The following is a 25,322-nucleotide window of genomic DNA, read 5'->3' as shown; positions in this document are numbered from 1 at the left end:
GGGGCGTCGCCAGGGTACGCCACGCATTTTGCGTGCCTCCCCGGCGGGCACCGTCACACCAGCCGCAGCTGCCACTCCGCGGTGACGCTCGCGACCTCGAACCCGAGGGCCTCGTTGATCGCGAGCATGTGCCGGTTCTCCTGCGCGTTCCAGGTGTGGATGCGTCGCGACGAGGGGCGTACGCGGGCCAGCTCGTCGAGCACGGAGATCTTGACGAGCATCCCGAGCCGGTGGCCGCGGTGCTCGCGCAGGACCAGGGTGTCCTCCTGGATGACGACCTCGGGGCGGTCGTGCGGGTAGGACACCATCGAGAACGCGGCGAGCCGCCCCGACGGGACGTGCTCGGCCACCGCGACGAGGTATCCCTGCCCGCGGTCGGCGAACGACTGCGAGGCGACGCGTACCCGGTCGGCGTCCCACGGGTCCTCCTCGAGGTCGAGCCCGCCGCTGGGGGCGTCGGTGCTCATGCGGGTCTCGAGGACCGCGAAGTCGTCGATCCACTCCTCGGGGACGGTGTCCTGCCAGAGGTGCACGCGGTAGTCGTCGCCCGCGGACGCCAGGGCTGTGTCGCGCAACGGGTCCACGACGTCGGCTCGGGGAGGCAGCCTGATCGTCGACTGCCGCATGACCTGTTCGAGCGCGAAGCCGCGCGAGAGCGCGAAGCGCGTGCCCGGGTCGTCGAGAGGCACGCGCCCGCTGCCGGTCGGCGAGTCGAGCGCACCGGGGCCGGGAGGGGGCTCGGGGGCGTGCGCGGAGTCGGCCAGGAGCACGGTGCGCCCGGCGTCGCGCGCGATGCGCAGGCACTCGTCCCAGAGCGCCGCCCCGACCCCCTGGCCGCGGTGCGCGGGGTCGACTCCGACGTACACGATCGCGACGTGCGTGTTCCCCTTCTGGGGAAGGCCGACGAGCCCGCGCCCGACGACGTCGCCCGCCACCGGGGCCGGCCCGCCTGTGGACGAGGCCTCGTCGGCCACCGCGACGAGCCGGACGGTGCGCTTGTACTCCTGCTGGGCCGTCATCGTGACGAGGACGGTCGCCGCGTCGAGACCGAGGTCGGCGTGCCCGTGGATCTCCCGGTCGATCACGTCGCCCACGCGCACGGTGCCGTGCACGGCCCACGCCTCGGGCGCGTCGAGCGAGTCCGGGACGGGCGCACGCAGGACGCGCCACGCCGTCGGGCCGGAGAAGGATGCCGGAGCCGCGGCCTGCGACGAGCCGCTCACGCGCGCACCCGCTTCTGCCAGCCGGCGTACGCGCCCGCGGGCGCGAAGCCCAGGGCGACGTTGATCGCGAGCATGTGGTCGTTCTCCTCGGCGTTCCAGGTGTGGATGCGCTCGGTCGTGGGGCGTCGGGCGGTGAGCTCGTCGAGGTTCCGGACCTTGACGAGCATCCCGAGCCGGTGGCCGCGGTGCTCGCGCAGGACCAGCGTGTCCTCCTGGAACGCGAAGGACGGGTGGTCCTTGGGGTAGGCGAACACGGAGAACGCGGCGAGCGTGCCCGACGGGACGTGCTCGGCGACCGCCATGAGCAGGCCGTCGCCCTTGCCCAGGAGCTCGTCGGCCCAGACGCCCACGCGTCGCGCGTCCCACGGGTCCTCACGGAAGTCGATGTCCCCGTTCGGGGCGTCGGTGCTCATGCGCGTGAACAGCGTCCCGACCTGCTCGCGCCACTCCTGCGGCACGTCGTCCTCCCAGACGAGGGTGCGGTAGTCCGGTCCCGAGGCGGCCTCGGCCTGCGCGCGCAGCCGGTCCAGCAGCGCGGGGTCGACGGGCAGCGGCAGGATCGAGTGCCGCTCGACCTGCTCCAGGGCGTACCCCTTGCTCCGTACGAAGCGCGGTCCGGGGTCGTTCGCCGGGACGCGGCCCGCGCCGGTCCGGGCCACGAGGGCGTCGGGGCCGGGCTGCGGCTCGGTGCCGTGCTGGGTGTCGGTGAACAGGACGGTACGCCCGGCGTCGAGCAGGAGGCGTTCGCCCAGGTCCCACAGGACCGTGCCCAGTCCCTGGCGGCGGGCCGCCGGGCGCACCTGCACGTACAGCTCGCCCAGGTGTTCGTTGCTGCTCGTCATCATGAGGACGAACAGGTGGCCCAGCACGTCCTGCGGCCGGGGTGTCTCGGGTGCGTCCGCACGGATCGCGACGAAGCGCTGCATGGTGGCGTACTGCTGGTTGTCCATCCCGGCCAGGACGTCGCGGGCCTCGTTCGCGAGGTCGTCGTAGCCGTGGGCCTCGATCATGACCTCGGCCTCGATCTCGGCCACGCCGTGGTACGCCCACGCGTCGGGGGAGTCGAGGTCCGCGGGGTGCGGGGCCCGGGCGATGCGCCAGGTCGTCGTCGACTCGGTGGGATGGCTCATGCCCTCAGCGTCTCGCGCGAGGCGCGAGCGGTCCACGGGTTTTCCGAGGTCGTCGGGGGAGGCGCGGCCCGGTCACCCGGGCCGCGCCTCCTCAGGACGCCCGACGGCGCAGCCCGTGTCAGGCCTTCGACCTGCGACCCGCGATGAGGCCCCAGATCAGCAGGACGACGAGCGAGCCGATGAACGCCCAGAACCAGGTCGAGAACGACCAGAACTCCTGGTTGGGGTCCGAGCCGAACGCCCGGCCGATGAATCCGCCGACGAACGCGCCGACGACACCGACGATCAGGGTCACGACCCACCCGCCCGCTGCCCTGCCCGGCATGATGGCGCGGGCGATGGCGCCCATGATGAGTCCGATCACGATCCACGACAGAATCCACATGGTCCACTCCGTTCGTCGAACGAGCTCGCCGGCCGACGAGGTGGTCGGGCCGGACCGGCGACGTCGCCAGTCGGTTCCACCGTGGCACGGACAGGCCGGGCACGCACCCCGATAGGGGACGATCCGCGCAAGCGTGGCGGCGCCCCGTGCGGGGCTCGGGCCCACCGGACCGTCGCGCGACGTGCGCCGCCTACGCTGGGGTGGTCCGACGTCGGGAAGGGAAGTGAGCATGCGGGTCGACAGCTGGCTCTGGGCGGTCCGTCTGACCAAGAGCCGTTCGGTCGCGACGGCCGCGTGCCGTGCCGGTCACGTGAAGGTCGACGGGGTGCGCGTCAAGCCGTCCGGGACCGTGCGGGTCGGGAGCACCGTGACCTACCGCGGGGGCGAGCGCGAACGTGTCGTCGAGGTCGTCGAACTGCTCGCCAAGCGGGTCGGGGCGCCCGAGGCCGCGAAGGCGTACGTCGACCACAGCCCGCCCGTGCTGCCGCGCGAGGCCGTGCCGTTCGTCCCCGTGCGCGACCGCGGCGCAGGGCGACCGACCAAGCGGGAGCGGCGCGAGATCGACAAGCTGCGGGGCCGCGAGCTGCCACCCGTCTGACCCGTTGCGGTGAGACGGGTGCCTCGGTCCGACACGGGTCTCCCGGACGCCGGCGCGGGCACCCGTCTCGGGCCGGACCACCCGTCTCGCCCGGAGGCGTGCGACCGGGGCGGGCAGCACGACGCCCGGGCCTCCTGGTGGTCCAGGGGGCCCGGGCGCGGTTCTGGTGCGGTGCCGGTCAGCCCCTTCTCCCGCGGGCCGCCGGTTCGGTGCTCACGTCAGCAGGCGCCGAGGTCCTTCCAGACGCCCCACTGGCCGCTCGTGCCGGGGTTCTCCCCGGTGTTCCACCACTTGGCCTCGTAGGTCTTGTTGTTGTACGAGACGCGGGCACCGCCCGTGTAGACCGAGCCGGCCGCCCAGGCGGGAGCCGTGCAGACGCCCGTCCCGGTCGTCCCGCCGGTCGTGCCACCCGTGGTGCCACCTGTGGTGCCGCCGGTCGTCCCGCCGGTCGTGCCGCCCGTGGTGCCGCCTCCGTTGACCGTGAGGTCGACGCAGTTGTAGAACGCGTTGACGGTGTTGGACACGTTCCACCGGGCGAGGATCGTGTGGTTGCCCGAGGGCAGGTTGGTGAGCGTGTGCGAGATGTTGCTCGGGGGCTGGGCGCCGCCCTGGCTGAACGTCTGGTGCAGCTTGCCGTCGACGAAGTACTCCCACGTGCTCGTGTTGTGCGCGGCCGTGAGCTTCCACTGGAACGTCACCGAGCTGCCCACGCTCTTGCGCGGCCACGGCTTGCTGTTGTCGTCGAGGATCGAGAACCCGCTGCCGCCCGAACACTGCATCGAGCCCTTGGGTGCCTCGACGGACTGCGGCTCGTACTTCACGCCGCCGCAGTCGAAGGACGTGGCGCCGGTCGCACAGTTGTCCTGCCGGCTTGGTGGTGACGTGATCCAGCCGTGGGCCGAAGCGGCCGGGGCCATCACGACAGGGGCCGCGATCGCGGCCACGCCGAGGACGGCGGCAATCATTGCCGCGCGTAGTCGTCTCATCTTTTCTTCTCGCTCTCCATGGCAGTCGGTAGGGCCCCATTGCCGGGCGACCTACACATGTCGAATCGGACAACTTCGACGCTATGCAATGAAAACGCACCGCACAATCCGGTGAAGCACGTAGGGGGTCCTACGTAGCCGCGGAAATTTCCATCGGGCCGGAAAAGCAAAAAGTGACGCCGGGTCAGGAATTCCTGACCCGGCGTCACCGGCGACGCATCATGCGTCACGCATCACGCATCACGCATCATGCGTCGTGCAGTCCTCAGCAGGCGCCGAGGCTCTTCCAGGGGCCCCACTGCGCGGCGACGTCGGGCTTTTCGCCCTTGGTCCACCACTTGGCCTCGAAGAGCTGGCCGTTGAGCGAGACCTTGGCGCCACCCGTGTAGGCGACGGCCGCGTCCCAGGGGCCGGCGGCGCACTGGGGCGTGCCCGTCGTGCCACCGGTCGTGCCGCCCGTCGTGCCGCCCGTCGTGCCACCGGTGGTGCCACCGGTGGTGCCGCCGGTCGTGCCGCCCGTGGTGCCGCCGGTCGTGCCGCCACCGGTCACGGTGAGGTCGACGCAGTTGTAGAAGGCCATCGGGGTGTCGGCGACGTTCCAGCGCGCGAGGACCGTGTGGTCACCGGCAGGCAGGTTGGTCAGCGTGTGGGAGATGTCCTTCGCGGGCTGGGCGCCGCCCGAGCTGAAGGTCTGGTGGAGCTTGCCGTCGACGAAGTACTCCCACGTCGTCGTGGCGTGGTTGGCCGTGAGCTTCCACTGGAACTTCACGGAGGAGGCCACCGTGGTGCGCGGCCAGGGCTTGCTGTTGTCGTCGAGGATGGCGTAGCCGCTGCCACCCGAACACTGCATCGAGCCCTTCGCGGCCTCGACGCTCTGCGGCTCGAACTTGATGCTGCCGCAGTCGAAGGACGTCGCGCCGGTGGCGCAGTTGTCCTGACGGCTCGGCGGGGAGGTGACCCAGCCGTGCGCGGAGGCGGCGGGGGCCAGCACCACGGGGGCAACAATGGCGGTGGCGCCGAGCACGGCGGCGATCATTGCCGCACGTAGTCGTCTCATCTGCATCTCGCTTTCGTTGTGGTGGACGGCGAGACACAAGGCCCCGGGTCCACCTCGACCAGAACGCTGCGACGCTAAGCCAGAGGTCGTTGAGTCTTCAAACAGCGACGCGGCGTAAGGGTAAACACGTAGACACCCGGGTGGTGCCCGGGAACTGGCGTCCTGGCGCGCCTGGTGAGCGCCGCCGTCGGGCAGATGAGAAGCGCGTGAGAGGAGGGTCGCCTTGAATCGTGTGGAGAACCCCTATGTGGACAGATCGCCCCATAACACGCGAGGCAGCCTTCGTGCTCGTCGAACGTTCGTCCGAGCGCAGACGACTGTCCGTCCGGAGCGCCGGGGAGGTCGGGACCCGCGTCGGGGGACGAAAGTCCCACCGCGCAGGGACCGTCGCCCGTGGTCCGCGAGAGCCCGTCCCGGGGAGCCTGGGAGCATGTCGAACCACGAAACGAACCTGACTGCTGCCGTCGTCTTCGAGTCGATGTTCGGGAACTGTGAGAAGGTCGCCCGGCAGATCGCCGCCGGCATGGCGACGGGCGTCCCGGTGAAGGTCGTGGACGTCGCCGACGCGGTCGCCGACCCGTCGATCCTGGACGACGTCGCGCTCGTCGTCGCCGGTGGACCCACGCACTCCATGTCGATGAGCCGCCCCGGCACGCGCGCCGAGGCCGTCCAGCGCTCGGGCGGGACGGTGCCCGCCCGCAACGTCGGACTGCGCGAGTGGTGCGTCGCCCTCCGGGACCGCTCGGACGAGCACGGGCCCCGCTGGGTCACGACGTTCGACACGCGCACCTCCCTCGGTCGTGCCATCCCCTCGTCCGCGTCCCGCGCGGCCGCGCGCATCGTCACGCGCAAGGGCTACGAGATGCTCGTGCCGCTCCGCTCGTTCCTGGTCGAGGACGCGGCCGGGCCCCTGGTCGACGGCCACCTCGAGGAGGCGTACGTCTGGGGCGAGAAGATCGCCGCGGCGTTGCGCGCGCAGGTTCCGGTCGCCGTCTGAGACGGTGTGCGGACGATCGTCCGCGGCTGAGCACGGACGGGGAAGACGGGCTCAGCCGCGGTGGTCCCCTCCGCCGTCCGACGATGCCGCGCTCCCACCACGGGAGCGCGGCATCGTCGTGCCCGGGGCCCCCACGTCGGCGAGGATGGTCTCCTGGAACCCGGCAGAAGGAGACGGCGCGATGACGAAGTACCTGATCTCGTTCCCGAGCGGCGCCATGGACGTCCCCGCGGAGGGCCTGCACGTGGTCGCGGACGCGTCCCACGCGGTCGTGGAGGAGGCGAAGAAGGCGGGCGTCTGGGTGTTCGGCGGAGGGATCGACGAGAGCGTCCCGCCCGTCCTGGTCGACGGGGACGGCACGGTGACCGAGGGCACCTACCCGCAGACGAGGCAGATCGAGGGCGGCTACACGGTCCTCGAGGTGCCGACGCGCGACGAGGCGTTGGAGTGGGCCGCGAAGATCGCGGTCGCCTGCCGGTGCCCGCAGGAGGTGCGTGCGTTCCAGTACGACCCCGCCAGCTGACGGGGTCGCCCGACGTGCGTCCGGGCGAGCCGGGGGCGGCGTCGGCCGTCCGGTCAGCGCTGCACGGGTGTCGCCGGCGCGCCGACCGGTTGCTGCAGGAGGCCCGCGACGACGTCGAGGATCGCGGAGTCGTCCAGCCCGAGCTCGCGGCCGCGGCCGACCATCCGCGTGGCGAGGTCGGCGAACGACTGCTGGTCCGCGACCGACGACCGTCGGTGGGCGGGGGCCGCGACGACGGTCCCGGTGCGTGGCCGTGACGAGACCGCGCCCGACGCCTCGAGCTCACGGTAGGCGCGCTGGACCGTGCCCACCGCGACGCCCAGGTCACGTGCGAGGGCGCGCGACGAAGGCAGCCTGTCGCCGGGGTTGAGCGAGCCCAGCGAGACGAGTGCCGCGACCTGGGTCCTGATCTGCTCGTAGACGGGGACGGGCGAGTCCAGGTCCACCGTGAGCGTCTTCATGCCTGGGGCTCAGGCGTCACGGGCGTCACGGGCGTCACGGGCTGCGCGGGCCATGTCGACGAGGTGGAGGCGCCGGGCGGGGCGGGGAGGGCCTGTCGGGCGAGCACCGAGAGCCCCACGACGACCGACGTGATGCCGATCGCGGACCCGACGGCGAACGCGAGGACGGAGGCTCCGGTCCGGTCGGCCCCGAACAGGGCGAGGGCAGCGGTGAGCATGACGGCGGCCGATCCCAGGCCGACGAGGAGCTGGGTGCCGGCCAGGACGTGGGCGGCGCTGAGCCGGCGCAGCGAGTCGTCCTCGTGCGCCGTGGCGCCGCCGACGGCGCCGCGGCGCGCGATGAGGTGCAGCACTCCGAGCAGCCCGAGGGTGACGACTGCCAGGAGGACGAGGAGGGGCCCGGCGTACGGCCAGCCCGGGTACGGGCCGGACGTGCCGGTGATCCATCCGTCGACCGTCACGAGGAGCGGTGCGTCCACCGTGCCCCCGCCCTCGCCCGCGGTGACCCCGAAGACGACGAGGGCGACGGCCGTGAGCGCCGCCGTCGCGAGGAAGAGGGGTAGCCGCCACTCGCCGAGGCCGCGTACGGTCCGCCGGGTGAGCGGGGCTGTGCGGACCGTCCCCTGGGGGCGGGGCCAGGCGAGCTCGCCGATCGCGCGGACGACGAGGACCATGACGACCGCGATGAACGGCGAGAGGGCCACGAGCAGGCCAGGGGTGGTCGTGACGCTCGTGAGGTTCGGGAGCCCGGCGGGGGAGATCACGTACGCGATCAGGGACAGGGCGACGACGCCCGCGACGACGGACGTGGTCCGCTCGTGCCGGAGCGCGGCGTCGAGCACGGTGCGCCGGGGATGGCGCCGGGACCGGACCGCGTTGGCCGTCGTCAGGGCCGCGGCGGCAAGGGCGCCGAGCACGGCGAGGGCGACGAGCGACAGACCGGTCATGTGGGCTCCTCCGAATGGATCAATGAATCAGAGTATTGACTCATTGGGCCGGCGTTGTCCACCCGGGCGTCCACCCGGGGCGCCCGGGCGCCGCGCCGAGGACTCCGCCGAGCGCAGCCCGACCCCCCCGCCCGGGACTACCCGCGACGGGTGATGCGACGCCCGCGACCCGTCGAGGATCGTGGGAGGACGACCTCGACGACCACGGGAGAGACCACCATGAGCGACACCGCCCCGCCGACCGCCCCCGACACCGTGGTCCTCGTCCACGGGTTGTGGATGACGCCGCGCTCCTGGGAGCACTGGGTCCCGTACTACGAGGCGAAGGGCTTGAAGGTGCTCACGCCCGGCTATCCGGGCTTCGAGATCGAGGTCGAGGCGCTGCGTGAGAACCCCGAGGTGATCGCGGGCCTCACGGTCCCGGAGACGGTCGACCACCTCGCGGGCATCATCGAGGGTCTCGACCGGCCGCCGATCATCATGGGCCACTCGTTCGGCGGCACCCTGACCCAGCTACTGCTCGCCCGCGGCCTGGGGGCGTCGGCGGTCGCGATCGACGCGGCCCCGACCGAGGGCGTGCGGGTCAACCCGCCCTCGCAGATCAAGTCGCTCTTCCCCATCCTCAACAACCCCGCCAAGGCGCACCGCGCCGCGGGCTTCACACCGGAACAGTTCCACTACGCGTTCACCAACACGCTCACGGCGGAGGAGTCCCGCGAGGTCTACGACCGGTACCACATCCCGGCGCCCGGGAGCTGGGTGTGGGCCTACGGGCTCATCGCCAACTTCAAGCCGGGCAAGCAGGAGACCTGGGTCGACTACGACGCGGACCGGGCGCCGCTCCTGTTCGTCACAGGCGGGGAGGACCACATCATGCCGCCCTCGGTGAACCGCTCGAACGCGCACAAGTACCACCGGTCGCCCGCGGTGACGGAGGTCCTCGATCTCGAGGGACGGTCGCACTGGACGTGCGCCGAGCCGGGCTGGGAGGCCGTGGCCGACGCCGCGCTCGACTGGGCGCTCGCCCACGCCCGGGCGCCCCAGGGAGCGGGGGAGCCTGCCTGAGCCCGGTCGCCCGGTCGCCCGGTCGCCCGGTCCCCCGGTCGCCGCCCGCCCGCCCGGTCGCCCGGTCGCCCGGTCGCCGCCCGCCCGCCCGCCCGCCCGAGCGGGCGACGACGCCCGCCTATCGCGGGACGGACGCGCCGTCGTCGGGCGTGCGCAGTGCGTGCGCGAGCTGACGACGGGACGTGACGCCGAGCTTCCGGAACGCCTTGCGCAGGTGGTAGTGCACCGTGTGGGTGCTGATGAACAGGCTCGCGGCGATTTCCGCGTTCGTCGCGCCCGTGACCGCGAGCTCGACCACGGTCTGCTCCTGCGCGGTCAGCCCCGTCGTGGGGCGGTCACGCGGGGCGGGCGCACGACCGGTGACGGCGCTCAGCTCGCGCCGGGCGCGCGCCGCGAAGGGGGCGGCGCCCATGCGCTCGAACAGGTCGAGCGCGGTCGCGAGCGCGGCGGCGGCCTCGCGCCGCCGTCGCCTGCGGCGCAGCCACTCGCCGTGCAGGAGGTGGGCCCGGGCGAGGTCGGCGACGGCCCGGGTCCGCGACAGGTGCCCGACGGCGTCGCGGAAGTGGGCGTCCGCCTCACCCTCGGGCGCGAGCAGGGCCCGCGAGCGGGACAGCACGCCCAGGCCCCACGGCGCCCCGCTCGCGAGCGTGACGTCCGCGAGCCGGTCGAGCGCGGAACGGGCGACGTCGTCGTGCCCGGCGCGGACGGCCGACTCCACGAGGTCCGGCAGGACGCGCGTCCCGACCTGCATGAACCCCTCGCGCGCGACGACGGACATCCCCTCGAAGGCGGCGGCGTGGTCGCCCGCCGCGAGATCGAGCAGCGCCCGCGCGGTCCGGGCCAGGCTCACGGCCCCGCCGATGCCGAGGTGGGCCGCGGCACGCTCCGCGCCGTCGATCCGGTCGCGCAGCGCCGGAGAGTCGGGGCCGTGCCACGCGAGCAGCTCGACGTTGGCGAAGACCCGCGCCTGCTCGGGGCTCAGGCCCACGGCCTCGCGGAGCTCGTGGACCTCGGCCAGCAGGCGGTCCGCCGAGTCGAGCTGCCCCATGACGGTCTCGCACAGCGACAAGACCCACAGCACCGAGTCGAGGGTCGGGAGGGCGCCCGCGGCGCGCGCCTGCGCGGCGGCCCGCCGTAGGAGCTCGTCCCTGGCCGCGTCGTCCCACAGCGCGGTCGTCGCGGCGACGGCCAGGAGGCCGTGCCGCCGGAAGGTCTCCGACGACGTCGCACCGGGCACGCGCATCGCGTCGACCGCGGCCCGGAGCGCGGGGACGCAGCGGGCGTCGGGCGTGGTCGCGAGCGCTGCCAACCCGATCAGGAGGGTCGGGCCGAGCTCGTCGGGCCGGTCGCCGGTCGAGGGACTGACGGCGCCCTCGTCGACCGTGCCGACGCCCTCGCCGACCGTGCCGACGCCGACGCCGAACCCGGTGCCGGTCCGGCCGCCGGCGGGCCCAGGTGTGCCCAGGGTGGCCGCCTCGCGGGCGAGGGCCGCCAGGACTCCGTCGCCCGCGGCCGACTCCGCGGCCAGGATCTCGCCGAACGCCGAGAGCAGCGCGTCCTGCGCTGCCGCCGGGTCGGTCGGCCGCAGGGCGTGCGCGGCGCGCAGGAAGAGGCCGGGGCTCTCGGCCGCAGCGCGTGGCGCGCCCGAGTACTTGCGGGCCACCGCTCGCGCCATGAGGCCCCGCGCGAGGACGTCGGGCGCGAGCGACGCGCCGTCGACCCCCTCCAGCAGAGCCAGTGCCCGGACGGGCGAGCCTGCGAGGGACGCGGCCTCCGCCGCCGAGACCGCCCGCTCGTCCCGACGGGGCCCGGGGGCGGTGAGCTCGACGGTCCGCGCCAGGAAGGCTGCTCGGGCGGCGTAGCCACCCCGTGCGTGCGCGCGCACGGCACCGGCCTCGAGCGCTACGGCGGCGGCCTCGTCCGGACCGGGTGTGGCCGCCGACAGGTGCCAGGCGCGCAGGTCGACGTCCGCCGCACGGTCGGTCACGTCCGCGAGCGCCGCGTGGGCCGCCCGGCGCTCGCTGCCGGTCGCCCCGCGGTAGACGGCCGACCGGACGAGGGGGTGGCGGAACGTGACCTCGCGGTCGACCGAGACGAGGCGGTCCCGTTCGGGCGGGGCGGACGCGTCGTCGGGCAGGCCCATGCTCGCCGCAGCGGCCGCGACGTAGGCGACGTCGCCCGCGGGCTCGGCCGCGGCCAGCAGGAGCCAGCGGCGGGTCGCGGGCCCGTACGCCCTGGTGAGGCGCTGGTAGTGCTCCTCGAGGTGGCTGCCGACGGGCAGCGGCGCGCCGAGCACCGCGCGACCTGCGAGCTGGGCGGCGCTCAGCTCGTCGCTCAGGTCGAGGAGCGCGAGGGGGTTGCCGCCGGTCGCCCGGACGATCGAGTCCGCCACCTGCGGGTCGAGAGCCGTGCCGACGCGTCGGCGCAGCAGCGCGAGCGCCTCGTCGCGCGCGAGCCCGACGAGGTCCACGGTGGGCAGGTCGGTGAGGGCTGACTCGCCCGGGGTCCCGGTCCGCACGGCCAGGACCAGGGCGACCGGCTCGGCGTGCAGGCGGCGACCGACGAACGCGAGGACGTCGAGCGACTCGCGGTCGAGCCACTGGGCGTCGTCCGCGAGGACCAGGGTGGGGGCGTCGTCGGACAGGTCGGCGAGGAGCGAGAGCACGGCGAGGCTCACGAGGAAGCGGTCCGGCGCCGGGCCCGACGACGTCCCGAGCGCCACGCGCAGCGCGTCCGCCTGGGGAGCGGGCAGGGTCTCGATCCGTGCGGCCAGGGGGAGCAGGGCGCGTTGGATCGCGGCGAACGGGAGGTCCGCCTCGGTCTCGGTGCCGACCAGGCGCAGGACCGTGAAGTCGTGGGCCGCTCCGCCTGCGCGTCCCAGCAGCGTGCTCTTGCCCGTCCCGGGCTCGCCCCGCAGGACCAGGACCCGGCTCGCCCCGCGGCGAGCGTCCGCCAGGGTGGCGGCGAGGAGGCGCTGCTCGCGCTCGCGACCGACCAGCACGTCAGGAGAGGCGGACATGGCACCACGCATCCCTCGAACCCCACCGGAGGGCTCGGTCCACGGCACGGCGGGGTCGGGGCGACCCTCAGCGGGACACTATCGGCTCGAGCGGGCCGCGTCACCGGGAACGCCGTCCGGGGCCGTCCTGCGGTCTGCACACCGGGCCAGCGGATGAAAAAGAGGGGCCGTGGACCCGTTGCCGTCACACGCGCGGTCCCAGCGTGTCTTTCCCGGGTGACCTGCCCACAGGGGCGGGCGCGGCCGTCGAGGAGAGGAGGCCGTCGAGTGGGACGCTACGAGGAGCGATGGTGGCAGGGCCATGCCCACCTCGTGCAGTTCGTCGCCGCGAACGGTCACTCACGGGTGCCCGTGAGCCACCGCACCGATCCGGACGGCTTCACCCTGGGGGCCTGGGTCAAGGTCCAGCGCCGCGAGCACGCCGTGGGGACGCTGAAGGACGAGCGCCTGCAGGCCCTGCGTGAGGCCGGGTTCGCCTTCGAGGTCCGGCAGCCTCTCAAGCAGTGGCAGCGCAACGTGGACAGGCTGGCCGCGTTCAAGGACGAGCACGGGCACACCCGCGTGCCGTACTACTTCGAGGCGGCCGACGGATTCGGGCTCGGGACGTGGGTCGGGCGCATGCGTCGTCGTCGTGCGGCGGGTGCCCTCACCGACCTGCAGGTCGAGAGCCTCGACGCGGTCGGGATGGACTGGACCTTGCCGGCCGAGACGTCGCGACGACGCAGCCACCGGGCGTTCGCGGCGTTCGTCGCCGACCACGGGCACGGCCGGGTGCCGGACCCGTACCGCACGGGAGACGGCTTCGACCTGTCGGGCTGGGTGGCGCGGGTGCGCCGCGACCGGCGTGCCGGGAGGTTGTCCGCCACGCAGGAGCGGGAGCTGCGCGACCTCGGGTTCGAGTTCCCGAGCGTTCTCGACGCCGACGACTGGGACGCCCACCTGGCGTGCCTGTCGAGGTACATCGTGCGCAACGGCCCCGACATCTCCACGACCTTCGAGTGCGAGGACGGGACCCGCCTGGGCCGCTGGGTGTCGAGCCAGCGCGCGTCCAGGCAGGCGGGCACGCTCTCGGACGAGCAGGTCGCGCGGCTCGACGAGGTGGGGTTCGTCTGGCAGGCGCGCGACGAGGACGACGACGGGTGGCTCCAGGGCATCGGGCTGCTCGCGCGGTACGTCGAGGAGCACGGGCACAGCCGGGTCCCCGGGGACCACCGGACCCCCGACGGCACGGCCCTGGGCGCCTGGGTCGCCCGACGCCGGTGGGAGCACCGCCACGGGCTGCTGCGCGCAGAACGGGTCGGTGAGCTCACGGGCCTGGGGTTCGAGTGGACCGTGACGCCCCAGCCGGGGGTGGCGCGCGCGACGGACGACCGGGCGTTCCGCACCTGGGTCGCCGCGCTCGAGACCTACCGGGCCGACCACGGGCACTGCCGTGTCCTCGCGAGCTTCGTGACCGCGGACGGCAAGCGCCTGGGCGACTGGGTCGCGTACGTGCGAGCCCGGTACGCCAAGGGCCTGCTCGCCGCCGACCGCGTCGAGGCCCTCGACCGGCTCGGCTTCGCGTGGCGCGTCCGCGACAACGACGCCCTGTGGCAGCAGGGCGTCGACGCCCTCGCCGCGTACGTCGCCGACCACGGGCATGCGCGCGTGCCGATCAGGCACCGGCGCGACGACGGGTTCCGGCTGGGACAGTGGGTGCGCAGCCGGCGCAGCGAGGGGACGGGCGGGAGGCTGAGCCCCGAGCGGACCGCGGCTCTCGATGCGCTGGGCTTCGTCTGGGACCCGACGGCGCCCGCGACGTAGGCCCCGACCGGCCCTGAGCGGCCCCGAGCGGTTCGTGACGGGCGCCGGGCCGGCGCGACACGACCGTACTGTTGACGCTCGTGAAGGTCCTCACCACGACGCTCCAGATGCTCCAGGCACCCGACCGGCCGCCGCGCGCGGTCCCCGACGGTGTCCGGCTCGAACGGACCGTGGGGGTCCGCCCCGAGTACGCACGGTTCCTCTACGGTCTGGTCGGCGGCCCCTGGACCTGGACCGACCGCCTCGGGTGGACGCGCGAGCAGTGGGTCGCGGAGCTCCAGGTGCCGGGCACGGAGTTCTGGATCCTCTACGGCGACGACGGGCCGTGGGGCTACGTCCAGCTCCAGCCCGTCGTTGCCGAGGACGGCACGCACGTCGAGGTCCGGTACTTCGGGCTCGCGGAGCAGGCGATCGGTCGCGGGCTGGGCGGGGTGCTGCTCGAGCACGGGGTCGCGGCCGCGTGGTCGCTGCCGCGGCGGTTCGACCTCCCGCGGGTCGCCCGGGTCTGGGTGCACACGTGCTCGCTCGACGGACCCGCGGCCCTGGCGAACTACGAGGCCCGGGGCTTCGTGGTCTGCGGGACCAAGGAGACGGACGAGGACGTACCGTCGCAGCCGCTCGGTTCCTGGACGTCGACGGGCGGACCTGCCGCCGGCGCGCAGCCCGCAGTCGGTGGGGAGCCCGGGGTCGGCGCGGAGCCTGCGGCCTGAGGCCGGGCCGGGCGGCGCGTCAGTCGTCGAAGGCGTCCCAGCAGATCGCGCTCCGGCGCCGCTGGTCGTCGAGGACCAGCTCCCGGACGGCGTGGGGGAGCTGGTCGCGCTGCCAGTCCCTCTCGGCGAGCCGGGCCGCCTCGCCGTCCTCGCCGCGCGCCGCCGCGTCGGCGGCAACGGACCGGATCGCGTACGCAGCGGCGCCCAGGTCGTGCGCGGCGACGTGGGCCACGGCGACGGCCTGGCCGGCCGCGAGCGCGGCGTACCTCGCCGGGGCGGGCAGGTCCCGTCCGGCGGCGTTCGCCGGGAACGCGGCCCGGTGCGCGTCCTTCATGGCCGCCTCGCCGCGGATCCAGGCGCGTCCGACGTCGAGGGCCTCGCGCGGACGCGGGTCGTCGGGTGCGGCCTGCTCGAACAGGGGCAGGACGTGCTCGGCGCAGACCGCGGCCCACTCCGCGAGGAGGTGGTGGTCGTCGTCGGTGAGGGTGCCGCCTCGGCGCACGGTGATCAGCCGTGGGTCTCGGTCGGTGGGCAGGATCGGCATGGGCCGATCCTGCGGCACGCACGGCCCCTGTGCCAACGGGTGCCGACGGGTGCCGGGCGCCCCTCCAGGGCGACCGGCACCCGTCAGCCGTCAGTCGACCGTGACGGCGTCGAGCACCGGGAGCCGGGCCGCGCGCAGCGCGGGCCACCCGGCGGCCAGGACGCCGACGAGCACCGCGATGCCGACCATGGTCCCCAGCGCGGGCCACGGGATCACGAGGTCGGTGAAGCCCGTGCTCGCGAACACGGTCGGCATCCCGGCGGCGAGGCCGACGCCGACCGCGAGGCCCAGCACCGTCCCGAACACGGCCGTGAGGACCGACTCGATGACGATCGTCCCGGCGAGCTGCGAACGGCCGAGCCCGACGGCCCGCAGGAGACCGATCTCGCGGGTCCGCTCGATCACGGACAGCGCGAGGGTGTTGACGATGCCGAGGATCGCGATGACGATCGACAGCCCCAGCAGCGCGTAGAGGATCGTGAGCATCTGGTTGACCTGGCTCGCGAGGGACGAGATGAACTCCTCGTTGTCCATGACGGACACGATCATGTAGGGCTTGGCCGCGGCGGTGACCGCGCTGTCCAGCTCTGCCTGGGTCACGCCGTCGGCGGCCTGGAGGAGCAGCATGGTCGACATCTCCGCGGGTGCTGCGGAGAGCTCCGCGAACACGGTGTCCGGCACGACGACGGGCACGCCCAGGGCGGGCGAGTCGAAGACCGAGCCGATCGTCACGTCGGCGCTGCCGAGCTGTGAGCGCAGCGTGAGCTCGTCGCCGAGCTTCCAGCCCTCGTCGTCGGCGGTCGCCCGCAGGACCGAGACCTGCCCGTCGGCGAGCGTGTCGAGGTCGCCCTCGACGGCCTCGGTGCGCCACGTCTGGCCGAAGAGGCTCGGGTCGACGCCGAGCACGAACAGTGCCGCCGCGTCGTCCGCGGGCTCGCCCGCTGCTCCGACGAAGTACCGGTCGGCGGTCATGGAGTCGGCCCGTCCGACCTCGGGCAGGTCGGAGATGTCGCTCACCGCGCCCGAGGGGACCGTGCCGGTCGCGGACTGCACCACGAGGTCGGCGAGGGACTCCTCGGTCACGATGTTCTTCATCGACGCCTGCATGGACGCGGCGAGGACCGACGCGGCGCCGACGAGCGACATCCCGATCATGAGGGCGCCCGCGGTGCTCGCGGTGCGTCGGGGGTTGCGGGTCACGTTGCCCCGCGCGAGCGTCCCCAGCGGCTTGGCCCACGCGACGAACGGCGCGGACATGACGTGCAGGACGCCTCGGGCCACGACGGGCGCGAGCAGCAGCGTCCCGACGACGACGCCCACGGCACCGAGGCCGAGCAGGCCGCCGGTGCTCGCGGCGTCGTCGGCCGCAGCCTGGACGAGGGCCAGCACGACGGCCCCGGCGCCGGCCCCGGCGACGACCGCGCCGACGATCCCGCGGACCCTGAGCGACCCGGCCTGGGCCGGGGAGTCGTCACGCATGGCCTCGACCGGGGCGACGAGCGCCGCGCGCCGGGCGGGCAGCGCGGCGGACGCGACCGAGACGACGATGCCCAGCACGAGCGAGACCACGATCATCGACGAGTCGACGGGGATCTCGCCCGCGAGGTCCATCCCCATGGACTCGAACACGGACTTGAGGGCGGTCACGAGCCCGAGGCCGCCGAGGATGCCGAGCGCACCGCCCAGCGTGCCGATGATCGCGGCCTGGACCAGGATCGAGGAGAACACCTGGAGCGGCGAGGCCCCGACCGCGCGGAGCAGGGCGAACTCGCGCTGACGCTGGCGGACCGTCATGGCGAACGTGTTCGCGATGATGAACCCGCCGACGAACAGCGAGATCCCGGCGAAGACCAGCAGGAACGTCTCGATGAATCCCAGCATCGACGCGATGTCCTCGCGGGCCTCGTCGCGTGCGACCTCTCCGGTGACGACCTCGACGGCTGCGGTCGGCGACGAGGCCTCCAGGGCGCCCGCGACGTCGTCGCGCAGCTCCTGCTCGCTCACCCCGTCCTCGGCGAGGACCGTGATGGCGGAGACCGCGCCGTCGGGCGCGAACGCCTCCGCCGCGGTGGCCTCGTCGAAGAACACGATGCTCGCCCCGGCCATCGAGGCGCCCATGTCGACGACCCCGGTCAGGGTCGCCTCGGTGATCTGCCCGGCGACGACGAGCGTCGTCGTGTCGCCGACCGCGAGGCCGCTGGCCTGCGCCGTGGCGGCCTCGAGCGCGAACTCTTCCGGGCCCGACGGCGCCGCACCCTCCGTGAGCGGGGTCGCGGGGTCCTCGGCCCGGTAGGCGAGGCCGAACGTCGGGGCGCCCGTGGTGGGCGGCGGGGTACCGTCCGCCCCGACGAGCACGAGCGGACCGGTGTAGTCGGCGAAGGCGTGCGCGACGCCGTCGACCTCCTCGATCGTGTCCGTGAGGTCGGCCGGGATCGGGTTGCGGACCGCGCCGGCGCTCGCGTTCTCCTGGGTGATGGCGGACGACTCCTCCTCGCCGCGCACCAGGACGTCGGCGGACGAGCTGTCGACGATGCCGTCGAACGTCGCGGCGAGCATCTCGCGCAGCGAGAACGTGCCCGCGACGAACGAGACGCCGAGCACGACCGCGAGGATGGACATCCCGAGGCGCACGAGGTGCGCCCGGACGTTGCGCAGGGCGACGCGCAGCATCAGGCGGCCGCCTTCTTGCGCGTGAGGGAGCCCAGGACCGCGAGGACGGAGTCGGGCGTCGGGTCGGTGACCTCGTCGACGATGCGGCCGTCCGCGAGGAACAGGACGCGGTGCGCGTAGCTCGCGGCGACCGGGTCGTGCGTGACCATGACGACCGACTGCCCCAGGTCGTCGACCGACTCGCGCAGGAACGTCAGGACCTCGCGCGAGGACGTCGAGTCCAGGTTCCCCGTGGGCTCGTCGGCGAACACGACGGACGGCTTGGAGACCAGGGCGCGCGCGCATGCGACGCGCTGCTGCTGCCCGCCGGACAGCTCGCTCGGACGGTGCTTGAGCCTGTCCGTCAGCCCGACGGCGTCGACCACCTTCGCGAGGTACGCCCGGTCGACGGGCTTGCGCGCGATGTCGAGGGGCAAGGTGATGTTCTCCTCGGCCGTGAGCGTCGGGACGAGGTTGAACGACTGGAAGACGAACCCGAGCTGGGTGCGGCGCAGCTTCGTGAGCTGGCGCTGGTTCATCGTGGAGACGACGAGGTCGTCCACGACGACCGTGCCGGCCGTGGGGGTGTCGAGGCCCGCCATGCAGTGCATGAGCGTCGACTTGCCGGAGCCGGACGGGCCCATGATCGCGGTGAACCGACCACGCCCGAAGTCGACGTCGACGCCCGCGAGCGCGTGGACCGCCGTCGGGCCCTTGCCGTAGGTCTTGACGAGCCCCCGGGCCGTCGCGATCGCGTCGGAGCCTGAAGGGGGAGTGCCGCCGGCGGCTGCAGCCGCCGCGACGGGGGCCGGGGCAGGGGACGGGGAGGGCATGTCGGGACTCTCTCTCGAGGGGTGCACATACGGGACGGCGACCCGGTCGAGGGGAGTGGTGCGGTGGGGACCGCCCACGGTCGTCCCTCCGAGCCGCTGTGCTCATCCTGGCGGCGGCCCGGTGGGCGGAGCATCGGGGATCCCCCTGAAAGAACCCTGAACGTGACCCGAGAGCGTGGGGCGTCCGAGGTACGTCGTCCGACGGACGGTCGGCGGCGGGGAGCCGCCGGCTGCGGCGGACGGCTGCGGCGGACGAGCTATGGCGGCTCGGCTACGGCGTCGGGGGCACACCCGGGTCGGCGGGCGGGGCGGGGTCGGTCGGGGGCGCGGGGTCGGTGGGCGGTGCGGGGTCTGTCGGTGCTGGGTCCGTAGGTGCGGCCGGTGCGTCGTCCTCGGGCCTCTCGGCGGGCCTGGGTGCGGGCGCCTGGCCCAGCATCGCCGGGTCCGGTCCGGGGAAGCCCACGACGGGGAGGCCCTCGAGCACGGTCTCCATGTAGGACCGCCACGTCGGCGCGGCCAGCGTCGAGCCGTACCAGCGCTTCTCGTAGTGCCCGTTGATCTTCATGTAGCTCATGGACACGTCGTTCTCGGCGTTGCCGATCCACACGGCGGTGACGAGCTGCGGCGTGTACCCGATGAACCAGGTGTGGTTGTTGTTGTTGGCCGTGCCGGACTTGCCGGCGCTCGGCCGGGAGAGCTGGGACTTCTTGGCGGTGCCCTGCGTCATGACGTTCTCCAGGGCGAACGTGACGGTGTTCGCGATCCGGGGGTCCACGGCCTCGGGGCGGCAGTTCGCGGACGGCACGGGCAGGTCGGCTCCGTCGGCCCCGACGACGCGGGTGATCGCGATGGGGTCGCAGTACGTGCCGCCGCTCGCGAACGTCGCGTAGGCGGCGGCCATCTGCAGGGGGGAGGAGTTCTGGGTGCCGATCGTCATGGTCGGCATGACGTGGATCGACGACGCGTCGCCCGTGATCTCGGCGGTGCGGGAGGGGCGCAGCCCAGCGGTCCACGCCATGTCGCGGACCGCGCACAGGTCGAGCTGGGACTCCATCGACGCGTAGGCGGTGTTGACGGAGTTGAACGTGGCGCGCAGGACCGGGATCGACCCCTGGTCGGTCGAGCCGTCCGAGTTGCCCGGAGACCACGGGATGCGGTCGAGCCGGGCGCACGAGGCGTGGAAGTCGCGGGTCGGGACGAACGACCGCTTGTTCGCGTTCACGGTGTCGTTGAGCGTGCGGCCCGAGCGGAGCCACTCGGCGAGCGTGAACACCTTCCACGTGGATCCGGGGGAGAACCCGCTCGAGGAGCCGTGGAGCTGGTCGGAGCTGTAGTTGACGGCGGTGGTGCCGGGCGCAGGTTCCCTGGAGACGTCGTAGGGCCGGTTCTGAGCCATCGCGAGGATCTTCCCGCTGCCCGGCTCGACCGTCACGAGAGCGTCCTCGAGGCCGCTGGGGTCCGAGGGCGGGACCGCGGCCGAGATGTTCGCCTCGGCGGCCTGCTGCATGCGGGGGTCGAGCGTCGTGGTGATGTCGAGGCCGCCGCGGTAGAGAAGAGCCCGCCGGTCGGCCTTGGTCTCCCCGAACGCGGGGTCGGACGTGATGACCTTGGTGACGTAGTCGCAGAAGAACGCCGCCCCGCCCGCGGTCTGGCACCCGCCCGAGATGGGCTGCACGTGGAGAGTCGCGGGCAGCGGGGTCGCGACGGCTTCGTCGTGCTGCTGCTGCGTGATGTAGCCCTGCTCCAACATCTTGAGCAGCACCCGGTTGCGGCGCTTCTCGGAGTCGACGGGGTTGTTCACCGGGTCGTACTTGGTGGGGGCGTTGGTGACACCTGCGATGGTCGCCGCCTCGACGACGCTGAGCTCGGACGCGTGCTTGCCGAAGTAGTGCAGGGACGCGGTCTCGACGCCGTAGACCCGGATGCCGAACTGGGCGATGTTCAGGTAGCCCTGGAGGATCTCCTCCTTGGTCATGACGGTCTCGAGCGAGATCGCGAGCTTGGCCTCGCGAGCCTTGCGGCCCAGCGTGTCGTCGCGGGCCGCGCGCATCGCCACCGGGTCGTCGTCGCGCACGGCCTGCTCGATCAGGACGTTCTTGACGTACTGCTGGGTGAGGCTGGACCCGCCCTGGGTGTCGCCGCCCGTGAAGTTGTTGACCGCGGCGCGGGTCACCCCTTCGGGGTCGATCCCGCCGTGCTCGTAGAAGCGGTGGTCCTCGATCGCGACGACCGCGTCCTTCATCGGCTGGGAGACCTGGTCCAGGGGGACCACGATGCGGTTCTCGGTGTAGAACGTCGCGAGGAGGGTGGTCCCGTCGCTGGCGAAGACGCTGGACTTCTCGGCCAGGGGGCCGGGTTCGAGCTCGTCGGGCAGCTCGTCGAACATCTGGGTGACGTCCTCGGCCGCGGCGTTCGCCCCTGCGGCGAGGGGCAGCAGGAGGCCGGCCGCGAGGACGCCCCCCACGGCCGACACGAGCAGGAAGGCCATCAGGAGCGCGAGCGCCTTGACGGCGGAGGTCTGCTGACGGGGTCGTGTGGACTGGCCCATCTGCCGACTGTACGTCCCGCGTTCCCCGGCGGCTCGGCGAGCGGATCTTCGTTGTCGGGGCGTGACCTGGCGCTGTCGCGGGCGCGGGCGTCCCGGCGAGCTGACCGCAACCGAAGGGTTGCGCACGCCCGCGTTCAGTGCAACCCTGAAGTTGCACATGTAGCCCTGCCAAGACCCGAGAGAGGAACGACCATGACGACCACCGACCAGCAGGCCTCGATCGACACCGAGGCGTTCTCGGTGACCCGCACGCTGCTCGTCCACGCCGCACCGTCGACGGTGTGGGCCGCGCTCACGCGCGACGACCTGATCGCCCGATGGTTCGGCCAGGAGGCCCACCTGCCCGACCTGCGGGTGGGCGGCGAGGGCACGTTCGGCTTCGACGGGTACGGGCAGTTCGCCGTCCGCATCGAGGAGTACGACGAGCCCTCGGTCTTCGCCTTCACCTGGACCAACCAGGCCGGCGCCGAGCTGCGCCCCGACAACGCGACCCTCGTCCGGTTCACGCTGACCCCCGAGGGCGAGGGCACCGTGCTCGCCGTCGTCGAGTCCGGTTTCGAGCGTCTCGGGGACGGTGCCCAGGACGCGATGGCCGACAACCGCTCGGGATGGACCAGCGAGCTCGACGAGCTCGTCGCGTTCGTCGAGGGGCCGGGCTTCCCGGCGGGGCGCGCGCCCGTCGAGGACGCCGTGCGCCCCGCAGACGGCCCCGCGGCGTGAGCACCGAGACGCTGGCCCCCGTGTTCGCGGCGCTCGCCGACGACACGAGGTGGCAGATCCTCCAGGAGCTGGGGCGCGCGGACCTGTCGGCGTCCGCGCTCGCGGCCGTGCTGCCCGTGACGCGGCAGGCGATCGCCAAGCACCTGACCGTGCTCGCCGAGGCCGGGCTGGTCGAGCCCGTGCGCGTCGGGCGCGAGGTCCGCTACCGCGCGATCGGGTCCCGCCTGGGCGAGACCGCCCGTGCGCTCGACGCGATCGGCGCCGAGTGGGATCGTCGCCTCGCCGCGATCAAGCGGATCGCGGAGGGGTAGTTCTCCGGTGCCCTCCCGGTGCCGAGCATGCGGTTGGCGTCGTGATTGCCGTCCTTCGCGACGCCGACCGCATGCTCGAGGAGCGCCAGACGCATGCTCGGCACCGGTAGCGTGGGCGCGTGCCACTCACGCTCTGCGTCCTGCTCTGGGCCGTCGACGGCCAGGTCGAACCCCTCGCGCGCTACGAGGACGAGGTCCTCGCGCTCGTCCCCGTCCACGGCGGCCGGGTCACCTCACGGGTGAGGAGCGTGCCCGGTGAGGACTCGGCTCTCCCCGCCGAGGTGCAGGTCATCGAGATGCCCGACGACGGCGCGCTCGCCGCGTACATGGCCGACCCCGCCCGCGAGGCGCTTGCGGACGTCCGGGACCAGGTGGTCGCCCGTACGCAGATCGTGCGCGTGGCACCGGTCGCGGGCTGACGGTGACGGCCGGACCCGCCGAGGGCGACCGGCGGACGCCGAGGGTGATCGGCACCCGCTGACGCTCGGCCCGCCGTGACTGCCGCCGTCAGGCGCGGACCCGCGACGTGTCGCGGCGCAGGTAGCCCCATGCGAGGACTGCGCACACGACGCCGTTGACGAGCCCTGCGAGGACGTCGGTCAGCGAGTGCATGCCGCGGTAGAGCCGCGCGAAGCCGACCGCGAACGGGACGAGCACCGCGAGGACCGTGAGCGCGACCCGGAGCGCGGGGGTCTGCACGCGCTGCGCGAGGAGTGCGAGCGTCAGGTAGAACGCCGTGGACGCGCCGGTGTGCCCGCTCGGGAAGCTGGACGTGGGCGGGGCGTGGTCGAGCATGTCGACCTCGGGCCGCGTGCGACCCACGACGATCGACGACGTGAGGAAGATCAGGGCCTGGAGCGACACCGCGAGCGCGGGGACCAGGGCGAACCACCACTGCCTGGTCCGCCACCAGATGAGCGCGACCGCGAGCACGCACGCCCCGATGATGAACTCGGTCATCCCGATCGCGGACAGCATCTCGGTGACGGTGTCGAGGAACGGGGTCCGCAGGTCGACGAGGGCCTGGTTGACCCCGGCCTCGCCCGGCAGGTTCTCGAGCGGTCCCTTGATGAGGAATCCCAGCCCCACGATCGCCACCCACAGGGCGGCACCGGGCAGGAATGCCCGCAGCGCGATATCGCGGGCGACCTCTCGGCCGGTCGGTCGCGAGGTGTCGAGCTCGTAGCGGTGGACGAACGGGTACACAGGGCCTCCAGGCGGGGGTCGGCGCGGGGCGGCCGGGCTGGACGCCACGCGAGTTCCCGGACATTACGTGCACACGGGACGACTCGCACGGCGAGGCGTTCGCGGCCGCTGGGTAGGCTCGGCCGGTGCACCCACCCAGACGTGTCCTCGAAGAGTTCGGCGCCGTCGGGCCGGTGACGAGGCTCGACGGCGGACGCGGCAGGGCCTGGCGCGTCGGGGACACGGTGCTCAAGCCGCTCGACGTGCTCCCGGCCGAGCTCGGCTGGCTGCGGGACCACGCGCCGTCCGGCGGGGGCGACCTCCGGCTGAGCCTGCCGCTCGCGGGCCGGTCGGGTGACCTCGTCGTCGACGGCTGGACGGCCTTCCCGGTCCTCCCGGGCGAGCACGTCGCGGGCAGGTGGGCCCGGATCGCCGACGTGGCGCACCGCTTCGCCCAGGTGTTCGACCGCGCCGCTCGCCCCGGGTTCCTCGACGAGCGGACGCACGCCTGGGCACGGGCGGACCGGCTCGCCTGGGGCGAGGGTGCGGTGCAGGTGCCCGACGACGTCCCGCACCTCCCTGCGCTGCTCGCCGCCCGGCGGGTGGTCACGGACGCGTCGACGCTCGTCCACGGCGACCTCACGGGCAACGTGCTGTTCGACGACGACCTGCCGCCAGCGGTGATCGACCTGACGCCGTACTGGCGGCCGGTGCGGTACTCGGTGGCGATCGTCGCGGTCGACGCGGTCTGCTTCGAGGGGGCCCCGCAGTCGCTGCTGGAGACCATCGACCCGGGGGAGGGCTTCGCGCAGCACCTCGTGCGCGCGCTGGTGTTCCGGATCGCGACGGACTGGTTCAACGAGCTCCCGCTCGCCGTCGACGACGTCTACGCGGCCGCTGTTGAGCGCACGCTCGACCTGGCAGCGCGCGGGCGCTGACGCGCGGTGGCGAGATCCGCCGTCGGGCATGCCTGGAGCGGGACCCGCGCGGCTGCGAGGATGCCTGGATGGCTGACACGGAGACCTGGGACCTGCTCGACGACCAGGGCAGCCCGACCGGGGAGGTCCACCGTCGAGGCGAACCGGGATGGCCGCCGGGCCGCTTCCACCTCATGGTGGCGACGTGCGTCGTGCGGTCCGACGGGCTGGTCCTGCTGACCCGCCGCGCCGCGACCAAGACCTTCCCGTTCCTGTGGGAGATCCCCGGCGGCAGCGTGCTCGCGGGCGAGACCGGCACACAGGCAGCCGTGCGCGAGGTGCGCGAGGAGACGGGGCTCGTGGTCGACGAGGGCGCGCTCGAGCGGGTGGGACGGGGCGTCGCAGGCGTGTCGTTCCTCGACGTCCACGTCGCGGCCGTGCCCGGGCGCCCACGGCTGGACCTCGACCCGGCCGAGGTCGACGACGCCACCTGGGTCACGTGGGCCGAGGTGGAGGCGCACCGCGCGGCAGGGCGGATGCCCGCTCCCTGGGTCGGGTGCTTCGCCCCGCTCTGGCCGGACCTCGCCCGGAAGGTCGGAGAGGCGGCGGGCCGGGAGTGACGCCCGGTGCCGGACGTGCGCGAAGCGGGCCGGGAGCGGCCGGACCGACCTGTCTGCGGTCCTGCCGGGGGACAATGGGAGACAGCACTGT

At 73.5% G+C, this 25,322-nt stretch carries 24 protein-coding genes; 11 read left to right on the top strand and 13 right to left on the bottom strand.

The annotated features are described in order from the left end of the window. Window positions 1-53: 53 nt before the first annotated feature. From ACZDYF_RS14435 to ACZDYF_RS14425, 3 genes are all read right to left on the bottom strand, one after another. Window positions 54-1,223: a GNAT family N-acetyltransferase gene (locus ACZDYF_RS14435; RefSeq protein WP_475058341.1), complete on the bottom strand. Its 1,170-nt coding sequence runs from the start codon at window positions 1,221-1,223 to the stop codon at window positions 54-56. Continuing rightward, complete coding sequence (locus tag ACZDYF_RS14430; RefSeq protein WP_475058338.1) at window positions 1,220-2,353, bottom strand: N-acetyltransferase; 1,134 nt, start codon at window positions 2,351-2,353, stop codon at window positions 1,220-1,222. Before ACZDYF_RS14430 ends, ACZDYF_RS14435 begins: the two co-directional genes overlap by 4 nt. Before the next feature lie 118 nt (window positions 2,354-2,471). Beyond that, window positions 2,472-2,738, bottom strand: a complete 267-nt coding sequence (locus tag ACZDYF_RS14425; RefSeq protein WP_475058333.1) for a GlsB/YeaQ/YmgE family stress response membrane protein — start codon at window positions 2,736-2,738, stop codon at window positions 2,472-2,474. 229 nt (window positions 2,739-2,967) lie between these two features. Between ACZDYF_RS14425 and ACZDYF_RS14420 the strand changes: the two genes are divergently transcribed. After that, on the top strand, window positions 2,968-3,336 hold the full coding sequence (locus ACZDYF_RS14420) for an RNA-binding S4 domain-containing protein (protein WP_475058329.1): 369 nt from the start codon (window positions 2,968-2,970) through the stop codon (window positions 3,334-3,336). Between the two features lie 218 nt (window positions 3,337-3,554). Here the strand turns inward: ACZDYF_RS14420 and ACZDYF_RS14415 are convergent, their stop codons facing one another. After that, window positions 3,555-4,301 (bottom strand): lytic polysaccharide monooxygenase, encoded by a 747-nt coding sequence (locus ACZDYF_RS14415; RefSeq protein WP_475058322.1) that lies wholly within the window; start codon window positions 4,299-4,301, stop codon window positions 3,555-3,557. 286 nt (window positions 4,302-4,587) lie between these two features. Continuing rightward, window positions 4,588-5,346, bottom strand: coding sequence for a lytic polysaccharide monooxygenase (locus ACZDYF_RS14410; protein ID WP_475058317.1), 759 nt, complete (start codon window positions 5,344-5,346; stop codon window positions 4,588-4,590). Between the two features lie 463 nt (window positions 5,347-5,809). Between ACZDYF_RS14410 and ACZDYF_RS14405 the strand changes: the two genes are divergently transcribed. Continuing rightward, complete coding sequence (locus tag ACZDYF_RS14405; protein WP_204809979.1) at window positions 5,810-6,376, top strand: flavodoxin domain-containing protein; 567 nt, start codon at window positions 5,810-5,812, stop codon at window positions 6,374-6,376. 181 nt (window positions 6,377-6,557) lie between these two features. Further along, window positions 6,558-6,899, top strand: coding sequence for a YciI family protein (locus tag ACZDYF_RS14400; RefSeq protein ID WP_364078662.1), 342 nt, complete (start codon window positions 6,558-6,560; stop codon window positions 6,897-6,899). Window positions 6,900-6,952: 53 nt separating this feature from the next. Here the strand turns inward: ACZDYF_RS14400 and ACZDYF_RS14395 are convergent, their stop codons facing one another. Both ACZDYF_RS14395 and ACZDYF_RS14390 read right to left on the bottom strand, forming a co-directional pair. Continuing rightward, a complete protein-coding gene (locus ACZDYF_RS14395; protein ID WP_475058306.1) occupies window positions 6,953-7,360 on the bottom strand; it encodes a GntR family transcriptional regulator in 408 nt (135 codons plus the stop codon). Continuing rightward, entirely contained in the window at window positions 7,357-8,307 is a 951-nt protein-coding gene (locus ACZDYF_RS14390; RefSeq protein ID WP_475058301.1) for a hypothetical protein, read from the bottom strand. The genes ACZDYF_RS14395 and ACZDYF_RS14390 overlap by 4 nt, the downstream gene beginning before the upstream one ends. A gap of 219 nt (window positions 8,308-8,526) precedes the next feature. Between ACZDYF_RS14390 and ACZDYF_RS14385 the strand changes: the two genes are divergently transcribed. Further along, entirely contained in the window at window positions 8,527-9,372 is an 846-nt protein-coding gene (locus ACZDYF_RS14385) for an alpha/beta hydrolase (RefSeq protein ID WP_475058294.1), read from the top strand. A 118-nt stretch (window positions 9,373-9,490) separates the two neighbouring features. Here the strand turns inward: ACZDYF_RS14385 and ACZDYF_RS14380 are convergent, their stop codons facing one another. Then, entirely contained in the window at window positions 9,491-12,391 is a 2,901-nt protein-coding gene (locus ACZDYF_RS14380; protein ID WP_475058287.1) for a helix-turn-helix transcriptional regulator, read from the bottom strand. Between the two features lie 267 nt (window positions 12,392-12,658). On the opposite strand from ACZDYF_RS14380, the gene ACZDYF_RS14375 reads away from it, so the two are divergent. Both ACZDYF_RS14375 and ACZDYF_RS14370 read left to right on the top strand, forming a co-directional pair. After that, entirely contained in the window at window positions 12,659-14,194 is a 1,536-nt protein-coding gene (locus ACZDYF_RS14375; protein WP_475058281.1) for a helicase associated domain-containing protein, read from the top strand. Window positions 14,195-14,274: 80 nt separating this feature from the next. Further along, window positions 14,275-14,904, top strand: a complete 630-nt coding sequence (locus tag ACZDYF_RS14370) for a GNAT family N-acetyltransferase (RefSeq protein WP_475058278.1) — start codon at window positions 14,275-14,277, stop codon at window positions 14,902-14,904. Between the two features lie 19 nt (window positions 14,905-14,923). Here ACZDYF_RS14370 and ACZDYF_RS14365 read toward each other — a convergent pair whose 3' ends face one another. The 4 genes from ACZDYF_RS14365 to ACZDYF_RS14350 form a co-directional block, all read right to left on the bottom strand. After that, window positions 14,924-15,448, bottom strand: coding sequence for a putative immunity protein (locus ACZDYF_RS14365; RefSeq protein WP_475058274.1), 525 nt, complete (start codon window positions 15,446-15,448; stop codon window positions 14,924-14,926). Window positions 15,449-15,538: 90 nt separating this feature from the next. Continuing rightward, window positions 15,539-18,118, bottom strand: coding sequence for an ABC transporter permease (locus ACZDYF_RS14360; protein WP_475058271.1), 2,580 nt, complete (start codon window positions 18,116-18,118; stop codon window positions 15,539-15,541). Further along, window positions 18,118-18,930 (bottom strand): ABC transporter ATP-binding protein, encoded by an 813-nt coding sequence (locus tag ACZDYF_RS14355; RefSeq protein ID WP_475058267.1) that lies wholly within the window; start codon window positions 18,928-18,930, stop codon window positions 18,118-18,120. The genes ACZDYF_RS14360 and ACZDYF_RS14355 overlap by 1 nt, the downstream gene beginning before the upstream one ends. A 271-nt stretch (window positions 18,931-19,201) precedes the next feature. After that, the gene (locus ACZDYF_RS14350) at window positions 19,202-21,478 is read right to left on the bottom strand and encodes a transglycosylase domain-containing protein (protein ID WP_475058264.1); all 2,277 of its coding nucleotides are present in this window, start codon (window positions 21,476-21,478) and stop codon (window positions 19,202-19,204) included. 192 nt (window positions 21,479-21,670) lie between these two features. Here ACZDYF_RS14350 and ACZDYF_RS14345 point away from each other — a divergent pair, with 192 nt between their 5' ends. The 3 genes from ACZDYF_RS14345 to ACZDYF_RS14335 all read left to right on the top strand — a co-directional run bounded on the left by ACZDYF_RS14345 (window position 21,671) and on the right by ACZDYF_RS14335 (window position 22,928). Further along, on the top strand, window positions 21,671-22,198 hold the full coding sequence (locus ACZDYF_RS14345) for an SRPBCC domain-containing protein (protein WP_475058261.1): 528 nt from the start codon (window positions 21,671-21,673) through the stop codon (window positions 22,196-22,198). Further along, window positions 22,195-22,509 carry an ArsR/SmtB family transcription factor gene (locus ACZDYF_RS14340; RefSeq protein WP_475058258.1) on the top strand — a complete coding sequence of 105 codons (315 nt, stop codon included), beginning with the start codon at window positions 22,195-22,197 and terminating at the stop codon, window positions 22,507-22,509. Before ACZDYF_RS14345 ends, ACZDYF_RS14340 begins: the two co-directional genes overlap by 4 nt. 119 nt (window positions 22,510-22,628) lie before the next feature. Then, window positions 22,629-22,928 (top strand): DUF1330 domain-containing protein, encoded by a 300-nt coding sequence (locus ACZDYF_RS14335; RefSeq protein ID WP_475058254.1) that lies wholly within the window; start codon window positions 22,629-22,631, stop codon window positions 22,926-22,928. 88 nt (window positions 22,929-23,016) lie between these two features. Here the strand turns inward: ACZDYF_RS14335 and ACZDYF_RS14330 are convergent, their stop codons facing one another. Further along, window positions 23,017-23,715 carry a phosphatase PAP2 family protein gene (locus ACZDYF_RS14330; RefSeq protein ID WP_475058246.1) on the bottom strand — a complete coding sequence of 233 codons (699 nt, stop codon included), beginning with the start codon at window positions 23,713-23,715 and terminating at the stop codon, window positions 23,017-23,019. A 125-nt stretch (window positions 23,716-23,840) separates the two neighbouring features. On the opposite strand from ACZDYF_RS14330, the gene ACZDYF_RS14325 reads away from it, so the two are divergent. Together ACZDYF_RS14325 and ACZDYF_RS14320 are read left to right on the top strand one after the other, a co-directional pair. Then, window positions 23,841-24,632 (top strand): TIGR02569 family protein, encoded by a 792-nt coding sequence (locus ACZDYF_RS14325; RefSeq protein ID WP_475058241.1) that lies wholly within the window; start codon window positions 23,841-23,843, stop codon window positions 24,630-24,632. Between the two features lie 68 nt (window positions 24,633-24,700). Further along, window positions 24,701-25,231, top strand: coding sequence for an NUDIX domain-containing protein (locus ACZDYF_RS14320; RefSeq protein ID WP_475058235.1), 531 nt, complete (start codon window positions 24,701-24,703; stop codon window positions 25,229-25,231). Window positions 25,232-25,322 lie beyond the last annotated feature (91 nt).

This window comes from Oerskovia sp. PE-21s (genome assembly GCF_056158145.1).
The sequence above is the reverse complement of the archived record's forward strand: the minus strand, read 5'-3'. Positions and strand labels throughout refer to the sequence as shown.

Coding starts and splice junctions, on each gene's coding strand:
- ACZDYF_RS14430 (WP_475058338.1), bottom strand. CDS start 2,353: ATGAGCCATCCCACCGAGTCGACGACGACCTGGCGCATCGCCCGGGCC.
- ACZDYF_RS14425 (WP_475058333.1), bottom strand. CDS start 2,738: ATGTGGATTCTGTCGTGGATCGTGATCGGACTCATCATGGGCGCCATC.
- ACZDYF_RS14420 (WP_475058329.1), top strand. CDS start 2,968: ATGCGGGTCGACAGCTGGCTCTGGGCGGTCCGTCTGACCAAGAGCCGT.
- ACZDYF_RS14415 (WP_475058322.1), bottom strand. CDS start 4,301: ATGATTGCCGCCGTCCTCGGCGTGGCCGCGATCGCGGCCCCTGTCGTG.
- ACZDYF_RS14405 (WP_204809979.1), top strand. CDS start 5,810: ATGTCGAACCACGAAACGAACCTGACTGCTGCCGTCGTCTTCGAGTCG.
- ACZDYF_RS14400 (WP_364078662.1), top strand. CDS start 6,558: ATGACGAAGTACCTGATCTCGTTCCCGAGCGGCGCCATGGACGTCCCC.
- ACZDYF_RS14395 (WP_475058306.1), bottom strand. CDS start 7,360: ATGAAGACGCTCACGGTGGACCTGGACTCGCCCGTCCCCGTCTACGAG.
- ACZDYF_RS14390 (WP_475058301.1), bottom strand. CDS start 8,307: ATGACCGGTCTGTCGCTCGTCGCCCTCGCCGTGCTCGGCGCCCTTGCC.
- ACZDYF_RS14385 (WP_475058294.1), top strand. CDS start 8,527: ATGAGCGACACCGCCCCGCCGACCGCCCCCGACACCGTGGTCCTCGTC.
- ACZDYF_RS14380 (WP_475058287.1), bottom strand. CDS start 12,391: ATGTCCGCCTCTCCTGACGTGCTGGTCGGTCGCGAGCGCGAGCAGCGC.
- ACZDYF_RS14365 (WP_475058274.1), bottom strand. CDS start 15,448: ATGCCGATCCTGCCCACCGACCGAGACCCACGGCTGATCACCGTGCGC.
- ACZDYF_RS14360 (WP_475058271.1), bottom strand. CDS start 18,118: ATGCTGCGCGTCGCCCTGCGCAACGTCCGGGCGCACCTCGTGCGCCTC.
- ACZDYF_RS14355 (WP_475058267.1), bottom strand. CDS start 18,930: ATGCCCTCCCCGTCCCCTGCCCCGGCCCCCGTCGCGGCGGCTGCAGCC.
- ACZDYF_RS14350 (WP_475058264.1), bottom strand. CDS start 21,478: ATGGGCCAGTCCACACGACCCCGTCAGCAGACCTCCGCCGTCAAGGCG.
- ACZDYF_RS14345 (WP_475058261.1), top strand. CDS start 21,671: ATGACGACCACCGACCAGCAGGCCTCGATCGACACCGAGGCGTTCTCG.
- ACZDYF_RS14320 (WP_475058235.1), top strand. CDS start 24,701: ATGGCTGACACGGAGACCTGGGACCTGCTCGACGACCAGGGCAGCCCG.